The 24,365-nt window shown below is 42.8% G+C and carries 19 protein-coding genes and 1 other annotated feature; of the genes, 14 read left to right on the top strand and 5 right to left on the bottom strand.

Annotated elements, in window-relative coordinates; all coding sequences use genetic code 11:
* Positions 1-173 precede the first annotated feature (173 nt).
* Positions 174-650 carry an Lrp/AsnC family transcriptional regulator gene (locus ACYH0O_RS19300; RefSeq protein ID WP_482629962.1) on the top strand — a complete coding sequence of 159 codons (477 nt, stop codon included), beginning with the start codon at positions 174-176 and terminating at the stop codon, positions 648-650.
* A 195-nt stretch (positions 651-845) separates the two neighbouring features.
* Positions 846-1,101: a binding site (T-box leader), on the top strand.
* Between the two features lie 51 nt (positions 1,102-1,152).
* Positions 1,153-4,248 carry an isoleucine--tRNA ligase gene (gene ileS / locus ACYH0O_RS19295; protein WP_482629961.1) on the top strand — a complete coding sequence of 1,032 codons (3,096 nt, stop codon included), beginning with the start codon at positions 1,153-1,155 and terminating at the stop codon, positions 4,246-4,248.
* A gap of 128 nt (positions 4,249-4,376) precedes the next feature.
* On the opposite strand, the gene ACYH0O_RS19290 is transcribed toward ileS, so the two are convergent.
* Both ACYH0O_RS19290 and ACYH0O_RS19285 read right to left on the bottom strand, forming a co-directional pair.
* Positions 4,377-4,727, bottom strand: a complete 351-nt coding sequence (locus tag ACYH0O_RS19290) for a GIY-YIG nuclease family protein (RefSeq protein WP_282138890.1) — start codon at positions 4,725-4,727, stop codon at positions 4,377-4,379.
* A gap of 22 nt (positions 4,728-4,749) precedes the next feature.
* Entirely contained in the window at positions 4,750-5,496 is a 747-nt protein-coding gene (locus ACYH0O_RS19285; protein WP_482629960.1) for a DUF2087 domain-containing protein, read from the bottom strand.
* Positions 5,497-5,788: 292 nt separating this feature from the next.
* Here ACYH0O_RS19285 and ACYH0O_RS19280 point away from each other — a divergent pair, with 292 nt between their 5' ends.
* The 11 genes from ACYH0O_RS19280 to ACYH0O_RS19230 all read left to right on the top strand — a co-directional run bounded on the left by ACYH0O_RS19280 (position 5,789) and on the right by ACYH0O_RS19230 (position 18,628).
* Positions 5,789-6,367 carry a GNAT family N-acetyltransferase gene (locus ACYH0O_RS19280; protein ID WP_482629959.1) on the top strand — a complete coding sequence of 193 codons (579 nt, stop codon included), beginning with the start codon at positions 5,789-5,791 and terminating at the stop codon, positions 6,365-6,367.
* A 271-nt stretch (positions 6,368-6,638) separates the two neighbouring features.
* The gene (locus ACYH0O_RS19275; protein ID WP_482629958.1) at positions 6,639-7,160 is read left to right on the top strand and encodes an MgtC/SapB family protein; all 522 of its coding nucleotides are present in this window, start codon (positions 6,639-6,641) and stop codon (positions 7,158-7,160) included.
* Between the two features lie 317 nt (positions 7,161-7,477).
* Complete coding sequence (locus tag ACYH0O_RS19270) at positions 7,478-8,923, top strand: spore germination protein (RefSeq protein ID WP_482629957.1); 1,446 nt, start codon at positions 7,478-7,480, stop codon at positions 8,921-8,923.
* 388 nt (positions 8,924-9,311) lie between these two features.
* Positions 9,312-10,586, top strand: coding sequence for an ABC transporter substrate-binding protein (locus ACYH0O_RS19265; protein ID WP_482629956.1), 1,275 nt, complete (start codon positions 9,312-9,314; stop codon positions 10,584-10,586).
* 90 nt (positions 10,587-10,676) lie between these two features.
* Positions 10,677-11,567 carry a carbohydrate ABC transporter permease gene (locus ACYH0O_RS19260; protein WP_482629955.1) on the top strand — a complete coding sequence of 297 codons (891 nt, stop codon included), beginning with the start codon at positions 10,677-10,679 and terminating at the stop codon, positions 11,565-11,567.
* 15 nt (positions 11,568-11,582) lie between these two features.
* Positions 11,583-12,392: a carbohydrate ABC transporter permease gene (locus ACYH0O_RS19255; RefSeq protein ID WP_482629954.1), complete on the top strand. Its 810-nt coding sequence runs from the start codon at positions 11,583-11,585 to the stop codon at positions 12,390-12,392.
* A gap of 11 nt (positions 12,393-12,403) precedes the next feature.
* The gene (locus ACYH0O_RS19250; RefSeq protein ID WP_482629953.1) at positions 12,404-13,144 is read left to right on the top strand and encodes an MBL fold metallo-hydrolase; all 741 of its coding nucleotides are present in this window, start codon (positions 12,404-12,406) and stop codon (positions 13,142-13,144) included.
* 269 nt (positions 13,145-13,413) lie between these two features.
* Positions 13,414-14,199, top strand: a complete 786-nt coding sequence (locus ACYH0O_RS19245) for an HAD-IIA family hydrolase (RefSeq protein ID WP_482629952.1) — start codon at positions 13,414-13,416, stop codon at positions 14,197-14,199.
* Between the two features lie 358 nt (positions 14,200-14,557).
* Entirely contained in the window at positions 14,558-15,475 is a 918-nt protein-coding gene (locus ACYH0O_RS19240; RefSeq protein WP_482629951.1) for a proline dehydrogenase family protein, read from the top strand.
* Positions 15,476-15,560: 85 nt separating this feature from the next.
* Positions 15,561-17,192, top strand: coding sequence for an L-glutamate gamma-semialdehyde dehydrogenase (gene pruA, locus ACYH0O_RS19235; protein ID WP_482629950.1), 1,632 nt, complete (start codon positions 15,561-15,563; stop codon positions 17,190-17,192).
* 164 nt (positions 17,193-17,356) lie between these two features.
* Positions 17,357-18,628, top strand: coding sequence for a PucR family transcriptional regulator (locus tag ACYH0O_RS19230; protein ID WP_482629949.1), 1,272 nt, complete (start codon positions 17,357-17,359; stop codon positions 18,626-18,628).
* 502 nt (positions 18,629-19,130) lie between these two features.
* Here the strand turns inward: ACYH0O_RS19230 and ACYH0O_RS19225 are convergent.
* Positions 19,131-22,109, bottom strand: coding sequence for a lamin tail domain-containing protein (locus ACYH0O_RS19225; RefSeq protein WP_482629948.1), 2,979 nt, complete (start codon positions 22,107-22,109; stop codon positions 19,131-19,133).
* A gap of 392 nt (positions 22,110-22,501) precedes the next feature.
* Between ACYH0O_RS19225 and ACYH0O_RS19220 the strand changes: the two genes are divergently transcribed.
* Positions 22,502-23,023: an MgtC/SapB family protein gene (locus ACYH0O_RS19220; protein WP_149157253.1), complete on the top strand. Its 522-nt coding sequence runs from the start codon at positions 22,502-22,504 to the stop codon at positions 23,021-23,023.
* A 103-nt stretch (positions 23,024-23,126) separates the two neighbouring features.
* Here the strand turns inward: ACYH0O_RS19220 and ACYH0O_RS19215 are convergent, their stop codons facing one another.
* Together ACYH0O_RS19215 and ACYH0O_RS19210 are read right to left on the bottom strand one after the other, a co-directional pair.
* Positions 23,127-23,594 (bottom strand): GNAT family N-acetyltransferase, encoded by a 468-nt coding sequence (locus tag ACYH0O_RS19215; RefSeq protein WP_482629947.1) that lies wholly within the window; start codon positions 23,592-23,594, stop codon positions 23,127-23,129.
* A gap of 87 nt (positions 23,595-23,681) precedes the next feature.
* A complete protein-coding gene (locus ACYH0O_RS19210) occupies positions 23,682-24,251 on the bottom strand; it encodes a glycerol-3-phosphate responsive antiterminator (protein ID WP_482629946.1) in 570 nt (189 codons plus the stop codon).
* Between the last annotated feature and the right edge of the window lie 114 nt (positions 24,252-24,365).

The raw sequence follows: 24,365 nt of genomic DNA, 5'->3' as shown, positions 1-24,365 counted from the left end.
GACATTGTCTATATGAATAATTTTAACATTTTACTGAAAATACAAAAGAACATATTGTATAATGGTGAATAATCGAAATAATTGAAAGTGTAATAGGATTTTAGATTGTATAAATTCAATTTTACATAGTTTTATCAGTGGTTTTTGGAACAATTGAAAAGGGTGGATGGAGAATGGAATCGATTGTAAGCAGGGTATTGGACCAAATGGATCTCAAGCTTTTGGATTTGCTTCAAAAGGATGGACAACTTAGTAATCTGGAACTGTCAAAGCGGGTCAATTTATCAGCGCCAGCCGTACACGCAAGAATCAAACGGCTGGAAATGGGAGGATATATCAAAAAGCAGGTAGCCATTTTAAACCATGAAAAACTGGGCTTTGACTTATTATGCTTTGTATTTATGAGCACGAATGAACATCGAACAGAAAAACTGGAAGCAGTGGAGGAGACATTGGAATCAATGGAAGAAGTCCTGGAATGTCATTGTTTGACTGGGGAATATGATTATCTCCTAAAAGTGGCATGCAAGGATCGCAAGGGGCTGGAGCTCTTTATCAGAAGGCTGAATGAAATGGGGATCACGAAGATTCAAACGAGCTTGGCTTTGAGGGAGATTAAGGATTCTACGGTGTTACCGATACAGGATTAATTAAGGTGACCCTCAGATCTAACGGATTAGTGATGACCGACATATGCAGGTTTCACCTTAGCCGGGTACGATCACTTGCGTTGTTAATGATGAGTGGTGAATAAATGGATGGTGTATTGTCAAATAATAACAATATTTAGTATTGACAAATTTAACATGTATCATTTACATTTGTTGTAACATATATTGGATCACTTACATTCCATGACGAGAACGAGTAGGTATGGAATCTGTTCTACAGAGAGTTGATGATTGGGTGGAAGTCAACGTTCAGATCATATTGAATATCCTCTCCGAGAAGCAAAGCTGAAGATACTTTAAGCTTTGACGGGTTTCCGCCGTTAAAAGGAACGCGTATGATTGTACGTTGAATGAGCGCTGTCAAATAAACTTGAAATCGGGTTTATGGATAGAATCAGGGTGGTATCGCGGGTTGAAACTCGTCCCTAACATAGGTTAGGGGCGGGTTTTTTTATTTACAAAAAAATAGAGGTGTGATGACATGAAAAAGGTGAATGTAAACGAAAAGTCGGTTGAAAGAGAGCAACGGATCCAGGATTTCTGGAATTCTAATCATATTTTTGAAAAGTCAGTGACAAACCGAGAAGGGCAAAAGTCGTTCGTCTTCTATGAAGGACCTCCTACTGCCAATGGGCTACCGCATGCCGGTCACGTTCTGGGGCGTGTGATAAAAGATTTTGTCGCAAGGTATGAGACCATGCGTGGATATCAAGTCAAACGTAAGGCAGGCTGGGATACACACGGTCTCCCGGTGGAATTGGGCGTCGAAAAGAAAATCGGCGTGTCCGGTAAACAAGAAATCGAGGAATACGGTGTTGAGAAATTCATTGAAGAATGTAAAAAGAGTGTTTTCGATTATGAGAAGCAGTGGCGCACCTTTACGGAGGCAATCGGATACTGGGTGGATATGGATGATCCCTATGTAACCCTTCAGAATGATTATATCGAAAGTGTCTGGCACATTCTTTCAAAGATCCATGAGAAAGGGTTGCTCTATCAAGGGCATCGGGTCGCTCCTTATTGCCCGAGTTGCCAAACCTCCCTCAGTTCCCATGAGGTGGCTCAAGGATATAAGGATGTCAAAGATCTATCCGCGACAGCTAAATTTAAGGTGGAAGGACAAGAGCATGAATACTTTCTGGGCTGGACGACAACACCTTGGACGCTTCCTGCCAATGTGGCCCTCGCCGTCCATGAAGACGTGGATTACGTGAAAGCCAAACGGGGTGAAGAGACGTATATCCTGGCAAAGAACCTTGTAAACGATGTGATGGGAGACGACTTCGAATTAGTCAGTGAGCATAAAGGGCACGAATTTGTAGGGGTTTCGTATCAGCCGCCGTTCAACAATCTCACGCTTGACCGCGGGCATGAAGTGATTTCGGCATCGTTTGTGACCGATGACAGCGGAACTGGGATTGTTCACCTGGCTCCCGCTCACGGTGAAGATGATTACAATACAATCAAGGAAAGCGGATTGGATTTTATCAATATTGTCGATGAAAAAGGCTGTTATACCAACGAATTCGCGCCTCTTGCAGGAGAATTCACAAAGGACAGCGACGTGAAGATCATCAAGATGTTGGCGGATAGCAATCTTCTCTTTTCCAAGGAGAAGTATGAACACAGCTATCCACACTGCTGGCGCTGTGACTCACCACTCCTCTATTACGCAATGGAAGGCTGGTTCATCAAGACAACGGCCATAAAAGAGACCATCTTAAAGAACAACCAATCCGTTGAGTGGTATCCGGATCATATGAAAGAAGGAAGATTTGGGAAGTTCCTTGAAAATATGGTGGATTGGAACCTGGGAAGGAACCGTTATTGGGGAACACCACTGAACGTTTGGGTTTGCGGGGAATGTGATCATCAGTATGTCCCGGGAAGCACTCAGGATCTAAAAGAACATGCGATCAGGGGTTGGAAGGACAATCTTGAACTTCATAAACCATATGTCGATGAAGTCATCGTGGAATGTCCGTCCTGTTCCCATGAAATGAACAGGACGAAAGAAGTCATCGATGTCTGGTTTGACAGTGGTTCAATGCCGTTTGCACAGTATCATTATCCCTTTGAGAATGAAGAATTATTTCATCAACAATTCCCTGCAGATGTGATTGCCGAAGGAGTGGACCAAACGAGGGGCTGGTTCTACAGCCTGTTGACGGTTTCCTCCCTCTTCACAGGGAAAGCTCCATATAAGCGTGTGTTATCACTCGGGCACATACTGGATGAAGACGGACGTAAAATGTCTAAAAGTAAAGGGAATGTCATCAATCCAATGGATCTCGTTGAAAAGTTTGGGGCAGATGCTCTCAGATGGGCATTGCTTGCAGATAGTGCCCCTTGGAATAATAAACGCTTCTCAGAAAACGTAGTCAGCCAGGCAAAATCGAAACTGGTCGACACACTGAATAACGTTCATTCCTTTTACACCCTGTATGCAGTGATTGATGGGTTCGATCCTGATCAACACGGGCATGGAAATCCATCTCTTCTCGATAAATGGGTGTTATCCCGATTGAATTCGGTCATTGAAAACGTAACGGACCATCTGGATAATTATGATTTTACCGCTGGGGCAAGGGAACTATCCATCCTGGTTGAACAGGTGAGCAATTGGTACATCCGCAGGTCACGTGAACGCTTCTGGAGCGAAGGGCTGAATGAAGATAAACTGGCTGCTTACCATACATTAAATAAGGTATTAGTAAATGTTAGCCGGTTGCTGGCTCCATTTACACCTTTTATCGCAGAAGATATCCACATGAACTTAACCAATGTGAGCGTCCATCTGTCCGATTTCCCAAAAGTAAATCAAGAAGACATCAATCGAGCATTGGAAACGGAAATGGATCGCGTCTTACAAGTAGTCGAACTTGCCCGATCTGCACGTAATACGACGAATATCAAAACAAAGCAGCCTCTCTCCAGGCTTACGGTAGTGGGAGCGAAGGATGATACGGAATTACTTAAAAAGTATGAATATATCATTCAAGATGAAATCAATGTAAAGAATGTACAATTGCAGGACCAAGCAGGAGATTCCGTGCAGTATGAATTAAAGCTGAACTTCCCGACTGCCGGTCCGAAACTCGGTAAGTTGGTAGGGCTTGTGCAGAAACATTTACAATCGTTAGATCATGAAGAAGCAAGCAAGGTTGTAGAACAAGGGCATCTTGACTTTGAGTCTCCAACCGGGGAAAAGGTTTCGGTCGAGAAAGTTGATTTCATCGTTCATAAAAAAACACATAAAGGTTTGGAAATGGCTTCAAACTCAACCTTCAGTGTTTTCCTGGATACAACCATCACAGAGGATTTACGAAAAGAAGGGAAAGCCAGGGAGCTCATCCGCGCCGTCCAGCAATACAGAAAAGAATTGAATCTTGCTGTGGAAGAACGTGTGAATCTTGTCCTGGATGTTGATAAATCAATGAAAGATGTTGTGGGGCAATTCGAAGATTTACTGCAAGGCAGCCTCTTGATAAAAAACATAATGTTTGAGAAAAGAGTAAACATGAAGACAGTCGAGATTGATGGTGACTGCGTAAGGATATTTGTAGATTGTGATTAATATAACCATTAGAGAAGGGCTTATCCAAGTTTGGGTAAGCCCTTATGTTGTCTTGAGAATGTTGAATGCTCGGAGATAAAAAATTCTGAGCTTTTTCATGGCTGACTGTATTGTGATAACCTTATTATCTACTTCTGATTATACCCCCGTTCTCCATACGGCTGCAGTTTCTCCAACCACTTTTCTTCCAACTCATCCAGAGCTTCTTTTTCAGTGACAAATGGATCATCATTCTTTTTCAGTTTTTCCAACAGCTCAAACGTAAAAGCGTCTTTCCCGTACTGGTTCCATTCGGTTTGTAACGCTTTGCTGGTGGTGAATCCATTGTTTTCGAGCATGAACTTGATCCCGTTCAGGGTCTTCAAGTTTTTCGTCCTTCCGATATAGATTTTATTGTTTTGCTGATTCAAGATTTGAAAGACACCTGCTTCAACCGGTGTTTCTTTATACTGTTGTTTTAACTCTCTTTTACGATCCATGTTTAGACCTCCTGTTAGTTCTTTACTTCTTTAACCAGTACTTGCTTCCGTCGGATTTACGGTCTATAAACCCATATTCGATGAGATATCTTCTGATAAGCACATAATCGTCATAAATGCCTTTTAATACTTGATTTAATTCTTTTTCATCGTACATATCGTCTTTCTTTAACTGTTTCGAAATCTCACGAAGAATGACCAGCCTTTGCTTTTCCTTTGGGGGAAATTTCGTCAGTGCCCCGTCAGAGAAGTACTTCTTCACGATTTGATCCTGTTCGGTCTGTGTAATATTGTACCGGTCGTCTACCATGGTGGCTGTTTTATGAACAGGGACAAACGTCGGGGCATTTTCGTCTTTTTCTTTCAGCAATTCCATCATGGTCAGGAAGGTCTTGGCTTGACGCTCCTTTTCTTTTAATGCAAACCGGTGATGCCGGATAGTGGACGCACTGCCGATGTCCAATTCTTCTTTGATTTCTTTGTCATTTTTCCCTTGATAAAAGAGGGTCAATAAACGTTTTTGGTGATCTGTAAGACCCGTGAGCTTTTTATCCATTCCAATTAAATAATCAAATACAGATAGGTGCGTACGTTCAATGTGAACACCCATATATTTTTCGGCTAGGTATAATTTATCTTCGTAAGGATAGACCATGCCTTTTTCAATGATCTTTCCGCACATAAGACAAATATAGGAATCTTCTTCTTCTATAAAACCCCTTTTCATTTCTTCCAAAGAGGCACTCCAAAACAAGTCGGAAAGCTCCATTCCATAACACGTCCTATTCTTTTTATCTTCAACAGATTAATTATTAAAAAATAAACGAATTTAAAATATGTTTGTTATTTTATAAACATAATATAAAAGTGTTTGTTATTTGTCAAATAGAATGTTAATGTTCCTCCATTTAATTATTAGGTTATCACAGTCTCCAAATAGATCGATCAGCAGACTTACCCAAAAATTCAATCGCAGTCTGGACCAGATGCAAAGGGCGTGGTATCTTCAGATTATCAAGGTATGGAAATCTCTAAATTGAATGGAACGGAGGCCAAAATGGATGAACGAAGTGACGAACATTAAATGTGAAAATATAACAGATGATATCATTCAGGAATATCAACAAAAGGGCTTTGAGTTGGTATTCCTAGAATATGTGATGGAACACCCCTTAACTGACATCCCTCAAATCGAAACACCTTTTCCTTTGATTTTCAAAAGTTGGTCACCATCATTGAAAGAGCCATTTTATAAAGTTTACGAGGCTTCATTTAAGGAACGTCCCGGTTATCCAGGGTGGCCCAGGGAGAAGTGGGTGGAGTGGATATCGTCCGGTTCTGATTTTCTACCGGAACGGTCCTATATCGCGACTGTCAATGACCAGGCGGTAGGGTTCATTGCTACCGATCAGGAGACTGATACAATCGGATATATCATTCAAGTGGGTGTGATTCCGGAGTGGCGGGGAAAAGGGATCGCTGCTGTATTGACTTGTAAATGCTTAGAAGACCTCAGACAAGATGGTATGAAATCCGTCGTCCTCCACGTGAATCAAAATAATCCCGGAGCCATAAAGGTTTATGAACGTATAGGGTTTAAGACTGTCCGGAAAAGAGGCACGTTTGGAATGACATCTTAGGTATCCGGAACGGAAGGATACGCTTATTTTTGCTGTATTTTAAGGAGAGAATAATGAGAGTAGAATCTAAGTCTTTCAATTGTGATAGAAATAAGATTGAAATCAAGAAATAAGTGGTGTACGATGAAAAGAATATTTTAAGAATTGCCACTTGGTAGAAGAAAAGATGAGATACCCATGCGGCGAACTATATGATTTTTTCATAGTAGGTGAAGAAATCCTGTATTCGTTTTGTGGAGAGGTCTCTTTTTCATTTAAGGAGGAGGCCGACATGCTACATTACATTTACATAAATGGACTAGAGGACTTTTTCTGGCAGCATGATATTTATTTCCGGATCGTGGTGAGTGCGGTATTGGGATTCGTCATCGGATGGGACCGATCAGCGAAGAACAAGCCCGCTGGATTAAAAACATATACGTATGTGTCAGTGGCATGTACGTTGATCACGATCGTATCGATTGAAGGCGCAGAGATGCTCAGTCAGCCGGATAGCGGAAAAATGATGGATCCCTTCCGTCTGGCTGCCCAGATTGTTTCAGGGCTCGGATTCTTAGGTGCAGGCGTGATCCTGAAAGATGGACTGCGGGTGAAGGGACTCACTTCCGCTGCGATGATCTTCTACGTGGGTGGTGTCGGAATCGGAATTGGAGCAGGGTTTTATTCGATTGTCATCTTCGCCACCCTCGTCACTTTCATCATGACGAGGATTGGAAATTTCTTTGAAGAACGGGAGATCAAAGCCATGAGCCTGCCGAAGATGCGGAAGAAAAACGAGGAAAAAGAAGATTAAATAAAGGTTGCAGCTGGAAGTGATGAGGGAGCTTCAACTTTCTACTTGATGGGGTCAGATTCTGGGAAATTGGGGTCAGAAGTAGATTACCAAGATTCAAACGAGCTTTGCGTTGAGGGAGATCAAGGATTATACTGAGTTGCCAATACAGGGGTAATTAAAATCAGGCGGGATATGAATTACTATGTTATTGAACGAATAAGGCAATAGCCAGGTGATCTCTGGATATTGTCTTATTTAAGTTGTTATTTTAGGTTTCCTCCACAAAGTATAGTATCTTGACAACTCCTCATACTAACTTTTAGGGAGGATGAAGGATGCCTAAAATAGAAATGTGCCTCAAAGAAAACATCGAAAACTTAAAGAACACCTTTCACGATACATCTGACCTTATCGTAAGAAAAATAAAGTCTGGCTGCGAAGGTACCCACGAAATGAATATTGTCTATTTGGACGGAATTATCGATACAGATGTTATTCAGGATTTTGTGGTTAAACCGTTATTAGAAGCATTCAAGACAGAAGGATTTAATGAAACACCCATCGATCAAATCATGGAAAGAATAGTTGAATCGGCAGACGTGAAAATCACCACTCAGTATAAAGAATTGACCGATGCCATCGTACAAGGAAGTACGGTCATACTGATTAACGGGTTTCTAGAAGGCATCATTATACCATCTCCCAAGTGGGCAGAAAGAAGTGTCGAAGCGTCAATCGGGGAACGTTCAGTAAGAGGTCCGCAAATTGGATTATCAGAAAAGATGAAGACAAATATCAATTTGATAAGAGGTTCATTAAAAACGCCGGACTTGTGTGTGGAAACAGTAGAGATTGGGACCACTTCACCAACATCTGTTTCCATCTTATATATAGAAGGCACTGTCGATAAAGGGATATTAAAAGAAGTCAAAAAGAGGCTTAATAGTCTAAATTTAAAGTATGTCCTTAGTGAAAGAGTATTGGAGGATGTATTAGAAGGAAAGCCAAGATCTATTTTTTCCCGGCTAAGACATTCAGAACGAATTGATGGGGCAGTCTCTTCCTTATTTGAAGGAAGAGTGGTAGTGATTGTGGACGGGTACCCTTTCGCCATCATAGCTCCTGCTTTATTTATCGATTTTATTCAGGCACCTGATGATTATCACATATCAATGGGTAAATTTACGAGTCGAATCATCCGTTTTATCGCCTTTCTATTAGGAGTGTTCCTGCCAGCGGTTTACATAGCGTTAGCAAATTTTCATAAAGATGACTTACCAAACAAGATTTCAAAAGCAATCATTTCTGACGATGAGCTATTGCCAACCTTTTGGGAAATCGCCATTCTTTTATTCTTGATAAGAATATTAGTAGATGTTTCGTTTCGTCTTCCGCAAAGCGCGGTCATATTGGTGTCTTTAATCGGGACAATCGTCATTGGCGAAACGGCGGTCACCGCCAAATTGATCCACCCAGTCAGTCTGATCGTCATAGGGATAACCGCTCTTTCCAGTTTCTTGGGAGCTAACAGAGGTCTGGTGGAACCTGATGCCACCTTAAGGGTACTATTTTTGATAACGGCTAATTTTTTTGGGTTTAATGGGATCATCATTGGGACAACCATTCTAATTTTGTATATGGTGAGTCTGAAATCGGTTGGTGTTCCTTATCTTTCACCTATCATTCCTTTTAAGATGCAGGAATTGAAGGATACATTTTATCGAGAAGATTTACAGAAGCTTACTAATAGCAAGCATTCTTATAGTGAAGATGGTGATTGATCAATAGCAATTAACCTTCAATATCCAAGTTGCAATTGAAGGATAGGACCAAGACCATCTTGCAGTCAGTAGAATTTCAGGAATTTTTAAAGGATAACTTTTAGCATACGTCCATTCTCAATACAGCTATCGCAGCTGTATTTTTTTATGGGAATTTCAATCGTCAAAGGGATTTCGGATATTATTGTTTTGTAAAAAAATGAAATCTCATTGCCAACTTTTAGTTAATATTGTATTATTGTGAATAATCAGACATATATATTAGACAGGTTATCGTCTAAGGGTAGAGATGCGGAGAATCCCTGTGACCAATGAAATGCATGACACTTATTTGTGATGCAGTTTATTGTTCATGGGTTTTTTTATGAAAAAAAGGGGAGGAATTGGCATGAAAGTCAAGGTTTTATCATTCGTTTTAGTGTTGATGGTCGTTCTTGCCGGATGCAGCAGCAGTGAAACCGGGGGAGATGAAACGACTGAAATCGATTTCTGGTTCCCGGTAGCGGTTGGAGGGGATGTAGCGAAGATCGTTGACGGGTTTGTGGCGGATTTCGAAGAAGAGAATCCTGACATCAAAGTGAATGCGAAATACGGGGGCAGTTATGCTGAAACGATGACGCAGGTCATGGCATCTGCACAAGCTGGGAATTCACCTGAGCTTGCTGTCTTATTCTCCATCGACCTGTTTACATTGCTTGAAAATAACCTGATTGAGGAATTGACACCGATGTTTGATCAAGAGTATTTGGATGATTTCTATGATGGATTCATGGCGAACTCATCCATCGGCGATAAGGTGTACAGTTTGCCATTCCAGCGGAGCACGATCGTCCTTTACTACAATAAGGACGCGTTCAAAGAAGCGGGACTGGATCCGGAAGCACCACCTGAAAACTGGGATCAGCTGGTGGAATACGGGAAGAAGCTGACGAAAAACGGAGGCAAGGATCAGTGGGGACTTGAAATTCCGAGTACCGGTTACCAGTACTGGATGTTCCAGGCTTTAGCGCTACAGACCGGTGACAACATCATGTCTCAAGATGGAAAGGAAGTACATTTCAATGCCCCATACTCAAAAGAAGCAATGGAATTCTGGTTATCCCTTGGGAAAGAACATAAAATCATGCCGGAGGGTGTCATTGAATGGGCGACGGTTCCTTCTGATTTCCTGAGTGGAAAAACGGCGATGATGTATCATACGACAGGTAACCTGACCAATGTGAAGAACAATGCGGACTTTGATTTCGGTGTGTCCTTCCTACCGGCCAACAATGATTATGGTTCCCCTACTGGAGGAGGAAACATTTACTTGTTCAAAGATCTTCCAAAAGCGAATAAGGAAGCGGCCATTAAGTTCATGAAGTTTCTTACAGAGCCTGAGCGTGTTGCCCAGTGGTCAATCGATACAGGATATGTAGCCACCAGCGAATCTGCTTATGAGACGGACTTGTTGAAGAATTATGTAGAGGAGTTCCCTCCTGCACTGGTTGCTCGCGAGCAGTTGGAGTATGCAGAAAGTGAACTCGCAACCTACCAAAATGGTGAGGTGCAGAAAATCTTCAATGATCATATTCAATCGATTTTAACGGGTCAAAGCCAGGTTGATGAAGGGTTGGAAAACGCACAGAAGAAAGCAGAAAAAGTGTTGGAGCCTTTTCAGTAATCATCATGTGGCGAAGGACTGAATGGAGTGGAGCTCAAGTGGACATTGTGCTGACTTGGGCTCTTTTCACAAGAAAGGTGGGACTGATTGATGACAACGAAGCAAAGAAAATTCAGTTCCGGGGCAAGGAATAATCTGTTCGCCTACGGGTTACTGTTTCCTTCTTTCATCTTTTTAACATTGTTTACGTTTTACCCGACGCTCAAGTCGATTCAGTTAAGCTTCTACAGCGGTCCTATGACGAGGCTGCAATTTTCCGGATTGGAACAGTATAAAGGAGTCTTGGAAGATGAAATATTCAGGAAGGTCATCCTTAATAACATCCTCTTCATGATCGGTACTGTCCCAACGAGTTTGTTCCTGGCGATGTATCTTGCTATCTGGTTGAATAAAAAAATGGCCGGAAGCGCTTTGCTTCGTACGTCCTTTTTCTATCCGACGATCGTGCCGTTGATTGCGGTAGCGAATATTTGGCTTTTCATTTACACCCCTCAGTATGGATTGCTCGATAATTTTCTCCATATGTTCGGCCGTGGCGATACGAACTGGCTGGGGGATCCAAGTACCGTCATGTTCGCAATGATTGTCATGATCATCTGGAAAGATGCAGGTTTCTTCATGATTTTTTACCTGGCAGGTTTGCAAAATTTACCGAGAGATGTTTACGAAGCGGCTGAGATGGAAGGTGCGAAACCGTTTCAAATGTTCCGCCATATTACGTTTCCACTGCTGATGCCTACGACTCTGTTTGTCATGATTGTGGCGATTACGAATTCATTCAAAAACGTCGACCACCTGTACATAATGACCAAGGGTGGACCGGATAATGCCAGTAATCTATTACTCTACCATATCTATGAAGCGGCATTCACGAACTGGGATCTTGGCAAAGCCGCGGTGCTGACCGTCATTCTGATTGTCATCATGCTCGGTATCACCGCATTCAATTATCTGTACCTTGATCGGAAAATCCATTATTAAGGAGGGGAAGATTCGATGAAAAAATTGAACTATGGCATCATTATTGTTTTAGGGATTATTTCATTCATCCCCCTGCTTTGGGTAATCATCACATCTTTCTCTCCAGGGAATCAAGTGATCAATGGTGGCTTTCCGTTCTGGGTGTCGAATCCAACGTTCGAAAACTATGTCAAAGCATGGGAGACTTCACCATTTCTACAATACTACTTCAATACGTTTGTGATTGTATTTGGCGTGTTGATTGTTCAGTTAATCACGGTTACGCTTGCGGCATATGCATTTGCACGGGTGAATTTCAAAGGGAAGAATGTACTGTTCATCTTGTTCTTGCTGCAACTGATGATTCAGCCTGAAATCCTGTTGTTCCCGAACTACCAGGTGATCAGCCAGCTCGGGCTCGTCAATACAAAGCTTGCAGTCATGATGCCGTATTGGGCTTCTGCATTCGGGGTCTTCCTGATGCGCCAGACGTTCAAACAGGTCCCGTACGATCTTGATGAGGCTTCAAAAATGGACGGATGTAAATGGTATCAAACCCTGTGGCATGTTTACATTCCATCGGCGAAACCGACCTATATTGCATTTGCCCTTGTATCGGTCAGCCACCATTGGAGCAACTTCATGTGGCCGTTGATCATCACGGATTCTGTGGAGTCCCGGCCACTGACCGTCGGACTTGCGCTATTTGCCCAATCATATGAAACAGGAGCTCAGTGGGGAATGGTCGCTGCCGGTACGGTAATGGTCATCATGCCTTTAGTGCTCGCCTTCTTCCTTTTTCAGAAACAATTCGTATCAAGCTTCATGCATTCAGGAATTAAATAGGTGGTGATGAGATGGACATTCATTTTTTAGGAACGGGGAGCGCGTATCCTGGTTCCGAACGCGACAATACATCAATCTGTTTCTCGAATGATGACTATCATGTGCTAGTTGATGTCAGCGGCAATCCTTGCAGGAAGCTAAAGCAACTTCATGTGGGTTTAGGAGAACTCGATGCAGTGGTTTTCACCCATTTTCATATTGATCATATTTATGGGTTGCCCTCCTTACTGTGGGGGATGTGGCTAGAAGATAGGAAAAAGCCTTTAAGGATTCTATGCGATTATCGCAATGAGAAAAAGCTTCAAGGTTGGCTCTCGACGATGGAAGCAGACCAGTGGCCGATTGCCTTTAACATTAAGATTGAGACGTTTGATGGTAATAGGGAAAATGAGTTGTTGTCTGGTGGTGGAATGACGTTTTCCTGCTTTAAGGCCCTTCATTCTGTTCCTACTGTCGGGCTTGAAATACGATGTGCCGACCGGGTCGTCGTTTATTCAAGTGATACGGAAATCAATGCACGAATCGGACAGTATGACCATATAGATATGTTAATCCATGAAGCGACTTCTGCCCGGAAAGTGGCAGGCAACCACAGCAGTCTTGTGGAGATTGTAGAGAAGTATGACATGGATAAGATCGAGAAGATCGTTCTCGTCCACTTATCTGACCAAGAACCGTATGAAGAAGAGGTGGCAAAGCTTGGCACTTCAAAGGTCATCATCGGCGAGGACCTAATGACACAACGAGTATAAATAAAAGGTACAAGGATAGAGATCAGGAGATTCCTTGGGTATGGCGAAAATCCAATTGTTCAATTGGAGAAATTGTCATGCTCAAGGAATTTTTCTTGTTATAAGAGAGAATAACTTAAATCTGAGAATTGGCCAGCTCCAGCGCCTAGCCCCTCGAGACGTTTCGGTCCGGCGGGTGGAGTCAAAGAATGACTTCACCGGTCGGCCCAAGAGCGTTGGTCGGGGCTGAACAAGGCGCTTGCGCTTTTCTTATTGGATGGAGGGAACAAATGAAAAATCTAAAGGGATATATTTTTGACTTGGATGGCACTGTATATCTTGGTAAGCAATTAATTGAAGGAGCAGACACGATCATCAACTCTCTTCTCGATGAAGGGAAGAAGGTGCTGTTCCTGACAAATAAGACAATTGAGTCACGTCAGCGTTATGTGGAAAAGTTGAACGGCTTCAACATCAAAGCAAGCCTGGAGAACATATTGAATCCGACGCTTACGTTGATTGACTATTTGCGAGGGCACCATCCGGATGCCACATTGAACGTGATCGGTGAGCAGCCGATCAAGGATGAGCTGACACTTGCGGGATTCAGGGAAGGAATGACACCATCAGAGGTTGATATCGTCGTGCTCTCATGGGATCGGGATTTTCATTACGACCACTTGAATTTTGCCTACCAGTCGATCAAGCTTGGTGCGAAAATGATTGCGACCAATCCAGACAGAACCTGTCCAGTAGAGATTGGCGATGTTCCAGACTGTGCGGGGATGATTGGAGCGGTAGAAGCGGTTGTGGGAAGAAAGATTGATGTCCAAATTGGAAAGCCATCTATTCTGACCATCAGTGCAGCATTGAAAATATTAGAACTAAAGCCGGAAGAGTGTGTCATGATCGGTGATCGCCTTGAGACGGACATCCGGATGGGCATTGAAGCCGGTATGAAAACAGCACTCGTGCTTAGTGGGGTCACAAGCGAGGAGGATTTGAGGGGGACGGTTTGGACGCCGGATTATGTGCTCCCTTCAGTCAAAGAATTGTTATCGGATAAAATAATATAAGAAAAGGAAGCGGTGATTGGACGGAATATAAGGACGGGTCAGACACCCTTGACTTGTCTAACGGCAACAACGACCTTCACCGTTAGTGACTTAAACCCTAAAACGTGTGTGCGTGCCGGGCACACAAGCAAAACAACGAGCTTGAAGTTCAAGCGCGTTGTTTTTTCATTTGATTACATTTTCAAAATCTTCCCTTTTGTGTTTACATCATAAATCAGCACCGAAATTATTGTGGTTAGAGCACGTTGTTTCGTGACGATGATTATCGATATAATTTTCTTGAGAAATAGTTAAACGAATTCTTTGTTTATTCACCCTGGTCTACAGGGAAAAGTCAGGTTAAGGAGGTGTGGTGATCTTGGAAGCCATAAGCAAGCGCTTTTTCTTATATCTCTCCCACAATAAGGCTTTGGATCGAATCGCCAAACGTTGGGGATCAAGACTTGGGGCTAATAAGATTATAGGTGGAGAAACGTTTTCACAATCAATTCCATTGATTACTCAATTGAACCAGGAGGGATTCAAGGTTACAGTCGATCATCTTGGTGAATTCGTCACTTCCGTAGATGTGGCGCGGGAACATGCTCAACTATGTATTCAGAGTATAAATGCAATCGCTTATCATCAGCTGGACACTGAAATTTCTGTAAAACTTACCTCCTTGGGATTGGATATCAGTCATGACCTTGTCATGGAACACATGGAATTGATACTATCCAAGGCAAAGGAGAGTGGAATCACGGTAACCATCGATATGGAGGATTCATCCAGGTGCCATGCCATCCTTGAGATTTACAAAACGCTTCGGCAGAAGTACGAAAATTTGGGGACGGTGATCCAATCCTATCTCTATCGATCAGAGAAGGATGTAGATGATCTAAAGCATTTTTCTCCTTATTTGAGGCTGGTGAAGGGTGCATATAAAGAATCTGGTAAAGTGGCTTTCCCGGAAAAGCAGATGGTGGATGAGAATCTGAAACATCTCATTAAAAAACAACTCTTGAACGGTCATTATACAGCTATAGCAAGCCATGACGAAGCGATGATCGATTACACCATCGGATTAGTGAAAGAACACAATATCCCGGATGACCGCTTCGAGTTTCAAATGCTTTATGGAATGAGGAATCAATTGCAATCCGATCTAGTGAAAAAAGGTTATAAGGTCCGTATTTATCTCCCATATGGGGAGGATTGGTATGGGTATTTCATGAGACGTCTGGCAGAAAGGCCAGCAAATGTAGCATTTGCATTGAAGGGGATCCTCAGCAAGTAACTTTATTGAAAAATTTAACAAGTCTTATTGTCAATTTAAGCAGTTACATCTAGATAGTATATAAACAGGAAGGAAAGTGAAAAAAATGAGTAACGGAATTTTCAATATCCCAACACCTAAAAATGAGCCTGGTAATTCATATGCCCCAGGTACAAAAGAAAAAGAAACATTAAAGGCAGAATTAAAACGCCAATCGAATATCGAAGTCGATATCCCTGTCATTATTAATGGAGAAAATATTAAGACAGATACAGTGAAGCAAGTGGTTATGCCGCATGATCATCAACATGTTTTGGCAAACTTTTCCCAATCTGGAGAAAAAGAGTTGCGTGATGCTGTAGAAGCGGCAATGGCTGCAAAAGAATCATGGGCAAATATGCCGTGGGAACACAGAGCATCCATTTTCTTAAAAGCTGCTGATTTAATCTCTGGTCCATACCGTGACGTAATCAATGCTGCTACAATGTTAGGACAATCCAAAACAGCTATTCAAACAGAAATTGATGCTGCACAAGAATTAGCAGATTTCTTACGTTTTGGTGTTGATTATGCCAATCAGATTTATCAAATGCAACCGGATAGCATGAAAAACATTTGGAATCGTTTAGATTACCGTCCACTGGATGGTTTTGTATTGGCCATCTCTCCATTTAACTTCACAGCAATTGGTGGAAACTTACCATCAGCTCCTGCAATCATGGGGAACGTGGTCGTTTGGAAACCAGCAACAACTGCTATACTATCAAACTACTACTTCATGCGTATCTTAGAAGAAGCAGGATTACCAAAAGGCGTAATCAACTTCGTCCCTTCTCGTGGTTCACAAGTATCGGAAGTAGTATTAACAGACCCTCGTATGTCTGGATTCCATTTTACTGGTTCAACAAGTACGTTCCAGACCATTTGGAAAACAGTAGGAGAAAACATTACAAACTATAAATCATATCCTCGTTTGGTTGGGGAAACGGGTGGAAAAGACTTTGTATTTGCTCACGAAACGGCACAAGCAGACAAAGTAGTAGCTGGACTTGTTCGTGGTGCGTTTGAATACCAAGGTCAAAAATGTTCAGCAGCCTCTCGTGCATACATCCCAGCAAGCATGTGGGAAGAAGTGAAAGCTGGTGTAATGGAAGAAACGGCTAAGCTTAAAGTAGGGGATGTCAGAGACTTTAGAAACTTCATGGGTGCGGTAATCGATAAAGCAGCCTTTGATTCAATCACTAGCTACATTGACTATGCTGCCGATTCTGAAGAAGCTGAAATCATTGCTGGTGGTACGTATGATGATTCAGTTGGATATTTCGTTCAACCGACCGTCATTGTGACAACAAATCCAAACTTTAAAACCATGACAGAAGAAATTTTTGGACCGGTATTGACGATTTATGTATATGAAAATGATCAATTAGAAGAAACATTGACTGCAGTAGATACAGCGTCTATGTACGCATTAACAGGCGCGATCTTTGCACAAGATCGTCAAGCCATTATGCACTTGGAACGCCGCTTATCCGGTGCAGCTGGAAACTTCTATATCAACGATAAACCAACCGGTGCGGTGATCAATCAACAGCCATTCGGCGGTTCTCGCGGATCTGGTACAAACGATAAAGCAGGTTCTGTATTCAACATGATTCGTTGGACCAGTCCTCGTATTGTTAAAGAAAACTTTGCTCCAACGACAGACATTGCCTATCCGTTTATGGATGAGGAATAATGTAACTCGGGGATGATTCTAAATCCCGATTACTTCATGCTTCACATACAGGTCAAGCTTCTTATGGCAAAAGCTCTCCCTACAAGGGGGAGCTTTTCATTTTTTATTCAGGGATTTAACGTTATAATAGGAATCATTAACACTCGTGGAAAGGTAAGATTCCTATGGAAGCACATGATTTAATCCTCCAAACAGAAGATATTCATAAAGCAACGGAATTAATCAGTTCGAAATTAGGCAATCCCGTGATCATTGAAAACAAAAATTTTGAATTAATTTCATACAGTTCCTCTTCTAATAAATTCGATCAAACACAGCAAAAGACGATCCTCACGAAAAAATGTCCGGTCTTCATCATCGATCGACTGAAAAAAGAAGGGATCGTACACCAGCTCGAAAAGCATTCTGATCCGATCCGGGTTCAAGCGATGGAAGAGTTAGGATTCCACCAGCGTGTCGTCATTGCCGCAAAATACCTGGGAAACACGATGGGATATATTTGGGTCCAGGAATCCAGCCGACTCCTCGAAAACGAAGAGCTCGCTTTCCTTGAAGAAATCTCCCCGCACCTTGGAAACCTGATCAATGATATGTTCGCAAAGGTCAATATCAAAAAGGACAGAAAAGAAGAAGTACTGTGGCACCTCCTGCAACACGAGTATGGAAGTGAAAGCCAACTCCGCCATGATGCATCCCTTGTCAAGCTGACACTGCCGAAACGGTTCACGGTAGCCGTTTATTCCATCACATCGTCGCAATATAAGTCCATGCTGGACCAACTTGAGAAGCTGGTCCAGGAATCCCGTTTCCAAACAAACATTTATTCGTTACGAACGGAATACCAAGTCATTCTTGTTCTCTACGGCAAAGCAGAGACACCGTCTTCTTCCCTGGAATTAGCCAGAGATCTAGTTGAAAAAGTGAAGGAGCAAACAGGCGAGGAAGAATTCTACAATTTCCTGATCGGGGTCGGAAAGGAATACACCACGTTATATCAAATGAGAAAGAGCTTCTTGGAAGCGTCAGAAGTCATAGAGACCGCTAACTTCATCAGTCCGCGCCCTGAATCGATGCCGCGGGAATTTGCTCAATTGGGAATTTATCGGTACTTGCCAACCCTTTATGAAAAAAACACTTCAAAGGATTATTATAGTGATGACTTGTTGTCATTGATCAATAATGATGTCAAGAAACAGACAAATCTGCTCCGGACACTTGAAGTGTTCCTGGCGAATGACGGTAAGGGTAAACAGACCGCTAATGAATTGTTCATCCATCCGAACACCTTGAATTATAGAATCAAAAAAATACAGGAGCTTACTACTATTGATTTCAATAACTTCAATATGAAAGTATACCTATATACTGAATTACTGCTGTTGAACAATGTTGAAGCATATTATCAGCGCTATAAAGATGCTTTGAAAGGGATTTGATCTCGTGTATAGAGTTTTATGAAAACTTTGTTGTTTTTAATAAAGCTAGGGCTGGTTGATTTCCACCCCAGGTGCTCGCTTTCCGCGGGGCGTGAGTGGAGCCTCCTCGGGCTTTGCGCTGCGGGGTCTCAACTTTCCGGCTATTCCCGCAGGAGTCGAGCCCCTTCCGTTCCAATCAACTGTTAGGCATGAGTTATAAACCAAAACTTTTTTCAAGTGTGCAGAGTTCGAAGATTATAACGTGTAGGAGAAATGAAATTTCTTTTGAGTGTTTTTGTCACTATTGACTCTTTTAGATGGCGAGGGGAAGTGCGTAGGGTCCCTCGCTAAAGCATCCGTACGCTAGCTGCAAGCAGTCCCCTACCATTCAGCACACACTGGAAAAAACCCAGATCCTAATGATTCTGGGTTTTTTCGCTGTCTGAATACAATGTTATAATATAAGGTTTTCCCTCCCTAAACGGAACCAGTTAGATTGAACGCCGCTTCGTTTTTCGTGCTATTACAACCCTTTATCATCCTTCATCAATTTCTTCATATCGATTTTGAGCATCCGATCCATCGGGTAGGTGGTCGTATAACGATATTTATCTGCTCCGGATTCAAATACGACGTAGAGCTCTTTTTTTACTTCCACAATTCCCTCTGGCATCGGAATGGCTTCTATGCTCTGACGCGGTTTTGCCGTGTGAGCATCAAGGAACCAGAGAGGTACTTGCTTTCCTCCAACCGTAACATGGGCATGAGGGTCTTCTTTTAACGGGTATTCATATCGGTACAGCACGCTGTCGTTGGCTCTTCCATAGGAGGTACTGAGAGTGACGCCATTCCTTGCCGCCTTCTGCATGATGGCTCCCTGAACTTTTCCTGTGGTCGAGAGAACGTAATCCGGCACGGCATTGTGGTCAGGCGAGCCATTCCAATGCGCTTCACTAAGCATGTCGTTGTTTCGTTCCAAATCAAACCCGATCATCCATGCATAGTGCATTTCCCCGTCCCGGTTCTCGATATGATGCGATGGATCAGTCGGATAGGAGTTTGCCTCATAGAATTCCCCGACCCAGAGGATGCCTTCATCATAAACGGTGTAAGCCGCTTCGACGGGGATGGGAATCTGTTTTGTGAACTGGATTTCCCCGTTATTTTCTGCTTGTTCCAGTTCGCTTAAATCGAAGCTGAATAAGTGATTTTCGGATGCTACCCAGCCGTGATCGCGACTGACGGTCACACCGCCTGCATGACCGGTATACGGTGTGCCGTCCGTATTGTAAAGGACAACGGACTTCACTAATTCTCCAGTACTGCGATCTGTAACGGTAATGGTGCCCGGTCGGATCCCATCATCGACGTAGCCGATGGTAAGGAGCCAGTCTTTTTTCTTATAATAAGTCAATCCTTGAGGAACGAGTCCTTGTGATAGTCCGGCGATCACCGGGCCGTCGGAACTGATATCCCACAGATCCTGGTAGACTGGATCTTTCTCATGTTCCGACCGTTCAACCTGGGTGATGAGCTGGTGTTCCGGCGTTACGAGTACAGGCGCTGATTTCTCCGATACATTCCCTGATGTATCTTCTGCGCTTACTTGTAACGTGTATGTTTGATTACCAACTAATGTATATATCGTAAATGCTGTCTGGGATGGATCTACGGAGTATTCAAGTTCGCCATCTTTGTAAATGTGATAACGGTATAGATCGGATTCAGTTGAAGCGTCCCAGGTTAAAACAGCTTCCCCGTTGCCCGGAGTTGCCTCAAGGTTGGTCGGTGATATCGGTGTTTCTTCATCTGACACGGGACGATCAGGTGCTTGATCTTCAACAACCCATCCCGGAGTCGGATATTGGCCAGCTGCCAATTTTTCCATTGTCCGGGTATTATCCTGAGGATAGGAATAGGTGACGGTTTGTTTTAGAGAAACGTCCTCTCCGGAATATTCGGCTCTGACGACTTCGAGTCCATCAGGATCATAAACGGTCAGTGTATTGCCGCCGTTGACCAGGCCGGCGATATCACCGAGGACGATCGTATCCTCTTCTTGAAGATACTTGCTTTTGTACGAATAGAAATAGTTATAATTAAATGCTTCGAGGGAAATAGGGCTGATGGATGCATTTCTAGTCCAGACCACCACAGTATCCCAAGGCTTCAAAATGTGAGTGTCCCCGATTTCTTCATCCCAGTTATAGGAGGCAAATCGATACCCTTTCAGATCGATCGGGTCCGGGCTGTTATTATAAAGCTCAAAGTATTCGAATGCATCGTAGCCTGCATAGTTATCTGTGTTCGGAATCAATTCGGTGATCAGCAGGTTTGGTGTCGGTACGTTTTCTGTCGGTCCTGTGACGAGTGGAGCAGAAGCTTCCGATTCATTTCCGACTTGATCGAGTGCAGTTACTTCTAAAGTGTACTCCCTCTTTAATTCCAGAGGGGATACGATCAAACTCGTTTTGTCAGCAGCGACTGTGCCGTAAAGTGTTCCGTTGATGTAGACGCGGTATCCGGCAAGATCGCTTTCTGTATTGGCAGTCCAAAGCAACTTTACATGATCGCTCCCTGGATTTGCTTTAAGTCCGGAAGGCGTGGCTGGGGCTTCGCTGTCCACGACCTCCTGTGGGACAACCCGGACTTCTTTTGTTGCAGGGGATTCGTTTCCTTCCGAGTCCACAGCTGTCACCCGGAATGTATATGCCTGCCCATTTTCCAATCCATCAATGATTGAAATGGTCGCATCTGTAGAGGTGGTCGTTCCATCAGAGTGGTAGATCGTATAGGAGACTGCACCTTCTGAAGCTTCCCACTCAAGGGTAATCGATTGGTTGGCGGGAGTTGCAGTCAGGTTAGATGGTGTAGTAGAACCTGACACTTGTTCAGGCAGTAAAACGGCAGGAGTTGGTGGTTCATCGTTGCCTAACTTCATCATCTCAGCTGAGCTGGTTGCCTGGTAAATGATACTGCGGTTTGTGATGCCATCGACTTCCCCATCATTGATTAACGCGGTACTAAGGATATTGTCATCAGCATCAGCAATTCCTACTTGGCGAAGGCTGCTGTCATGCAATCCTTGACCTGATGTCGTCAGCTTGATTTCGTATACGTCATCGGCAGTGAGATACATGTCATAGTTGGAGTTGAAGTCCCATAGAGGTATATCAGGATAAGCGAATTTCTTTAACCAGAGGACCAGGGACTCTTTTGGCTGGATGGTCTTGTCTTCGATGGGCCATCGGTTGGCCGGGCTTGAGAAGTTACTCGTGAAGTATTGGAGTTGATAATCTTGTAGATTGATTGCTTCTGAGGCCGTATTATAGATTTCGACGTACTCATAGGGCTGTCCTATTCCTGCGGATTTGGTGACGATTTCCGTGATGACAAGAGGTGGAGTGGATTCATTCGCGCTTGCACTGTGAGCATGAAGCAATAATAGTCCTACGAATCCTAAAGCAAGAAGGGCTAACCTGCTAATTGATCTGTTTTTCAACTTCATTTCCTCCTTTAAAATGTTATTTATGTATAAATGAAAAGAACCCCATGGCAATGGAGTGCACGATAAACGTACACGCGATTGACACAGGGTTCTCCTCATCTCTACCCGCTATATAATCTTACTAACTCCATCATACAATGAGCGCTTGGGGGTGGCAATGGCCATTCTAGAAAATTTAGAATTTTTAGATATATCATTGAAATGAAAGAAAGATTGGTGTATGATAAAAGGAATATTATGAGAAATGAAGCTTGGTAGGAAGAGGAGAAGAGATCACCTATGAAGCGAATTGTATGATTTTTTCACAATGGGGTGGAGAAATCAGGCATTCGTTTTGTGGCGCGGTCTCTTTTTAGTTTAAGGAGGATGGCGGAATGACGCATTACATGAATGAGGTATCGGGATTCTTCTGGCAGCATGATATCTATTTCCGGATTTTGGTCAGTGCTGTATTAGGATTCATCATTGGATGGGACAGGACATCGAAAAATAAGCCCGCTGGTTTAAAAACATATACGTATGTATCGGTGGCATGTACATTGATTACAATCGTCTCGATCGAAGGTGCGGAGATGCTCAGTCTACCGGACAGCGGAAAAGTAATGGACCCGTTTCGTCTGGCAGCGCAAATCGTATCGGGACTCGGATTCCTCGGTGCAGGAGTGATCCTGAAAGATGGGTTGCGGGTAAAAGGCCTGACTTCAGCTGCGATGATTTTTTACGTTGGGGGAATCGGAATCGGCATTGGAGCTGGATTTTATTCTATAGTCATCTTCGCAACACTGGTAACCTTCATCATTACCAAGATAGGTAATATCTTTGAAGAGAGGGATATCACGTCAGTGCGCCTCCCGTGGATCAGGAAAAAAAGAAAGACAGACGATGCAGAAAAAAAGGTGGGAACGTGAAAGTGAGCTCAACTCCAGTGTATGCAGTTCAGTTACGAAATTTAAAATCACCAAGGAAAAGGCACACGGATTTCCAAGTGAATTCGTGTGCCTTTTCTTAATGTTATATCAAAATGGAAAAAGTGGGTTCATCAAAGGTCATTATATTTTCTTCTGAAAAACCAAATTTCAAATAAAATAATCTCCCTGCTTCATTTTCGGGATGAACCGTTAAATTCAAACGATTACAAGAATGATTGGTGGTTTTAATATGTTTGATTACTTCTTTTAACGTTTTTGAGCCCAATCCGGTTCTTTGAAATCTTTTATCTATGAAAAAATGAAACAACCAGTAGTCATCTTTACTGCCTGGTGTATAATGCAGATTGAAATAGCCTACCATCTTATTTTGATTGTAAATGCCATATGGCTCTACCATTTTTCCACCTGGTCTTATATACGCTTTAGCAAGAGCAATAGCGACGGGAGGATGAATAGATGCAACGAATTTCAGTTGTTCATCGTGGACGGAAAGTTCAAGTGCTTCTCGCCAATTGTCTGCACTTATTAATTTAATACTAATATCTGACATACAACACCTCATTTATTTTACTCAGATTTTCAACTAACCTTGCTTCGATAATATACCGAATTCTCCCAGAGGTTGAGCCCTTTTTGGTTAAAAATCCAGATTCCAGAGTTTCGGATCCCCGGAAGAAATGGCGAGGGCACCGGCTCTTAGTCCATTCAGAATATCCTGCTTATTACCGATCAGGCCACCAGCGATGATGGGCAGCGCAGTCATTGTTGTCAGTTTATCAATGACGGACGGCATAAGACCAGGAAGGACTTCAAGGGCATCCGGCTTGCAGTTCTGTGCGATATCAATTCCTTTGACAAGGGCATTGCGGTCGATAAGAAAAAGGCGCTGGATCGTCATTAAGCCTTCTTCTTTTGCATATTTGATCAGGTTGCTCCTGGTTGTAATGATGCCAGCCGGCTTCCAAATTTCTGCTATGTATTTAATGGCACTCTTCGTATTGGACAGTCCATCGATGAAATCAATATGAATAAACGTGGTTTTACCGGCTTCCTTCAGTTTTTTCAGATACCCGTCCATCGTAATCAAACTGCCGGTAAGGATGAACACGATGTTGGCGTTTGACTGTATGGCCTTTTCCAAGTCTTTTTCTTCCTTTATGGAAGCGATGACTTGGGATTGGACGATGTCGATTATGTTTGGTTTCATGTATTTTGCCCCTTTGAATAGTCTGAATATTGTTTTTTCTTTTAGTATAGCATAATTGTTTTGGGGGTTGAGAGGTGTAACCTTGGCTTTCTTGTAAACTACTAATGTTCACGA

The organism is Rossellomorea sp. H136, assembly GCF_056838065.1.
Note: the sequence above shows the minus strand (reverse complement) of the source record. Positions and strands in the feature narration are given on the sequence as shown.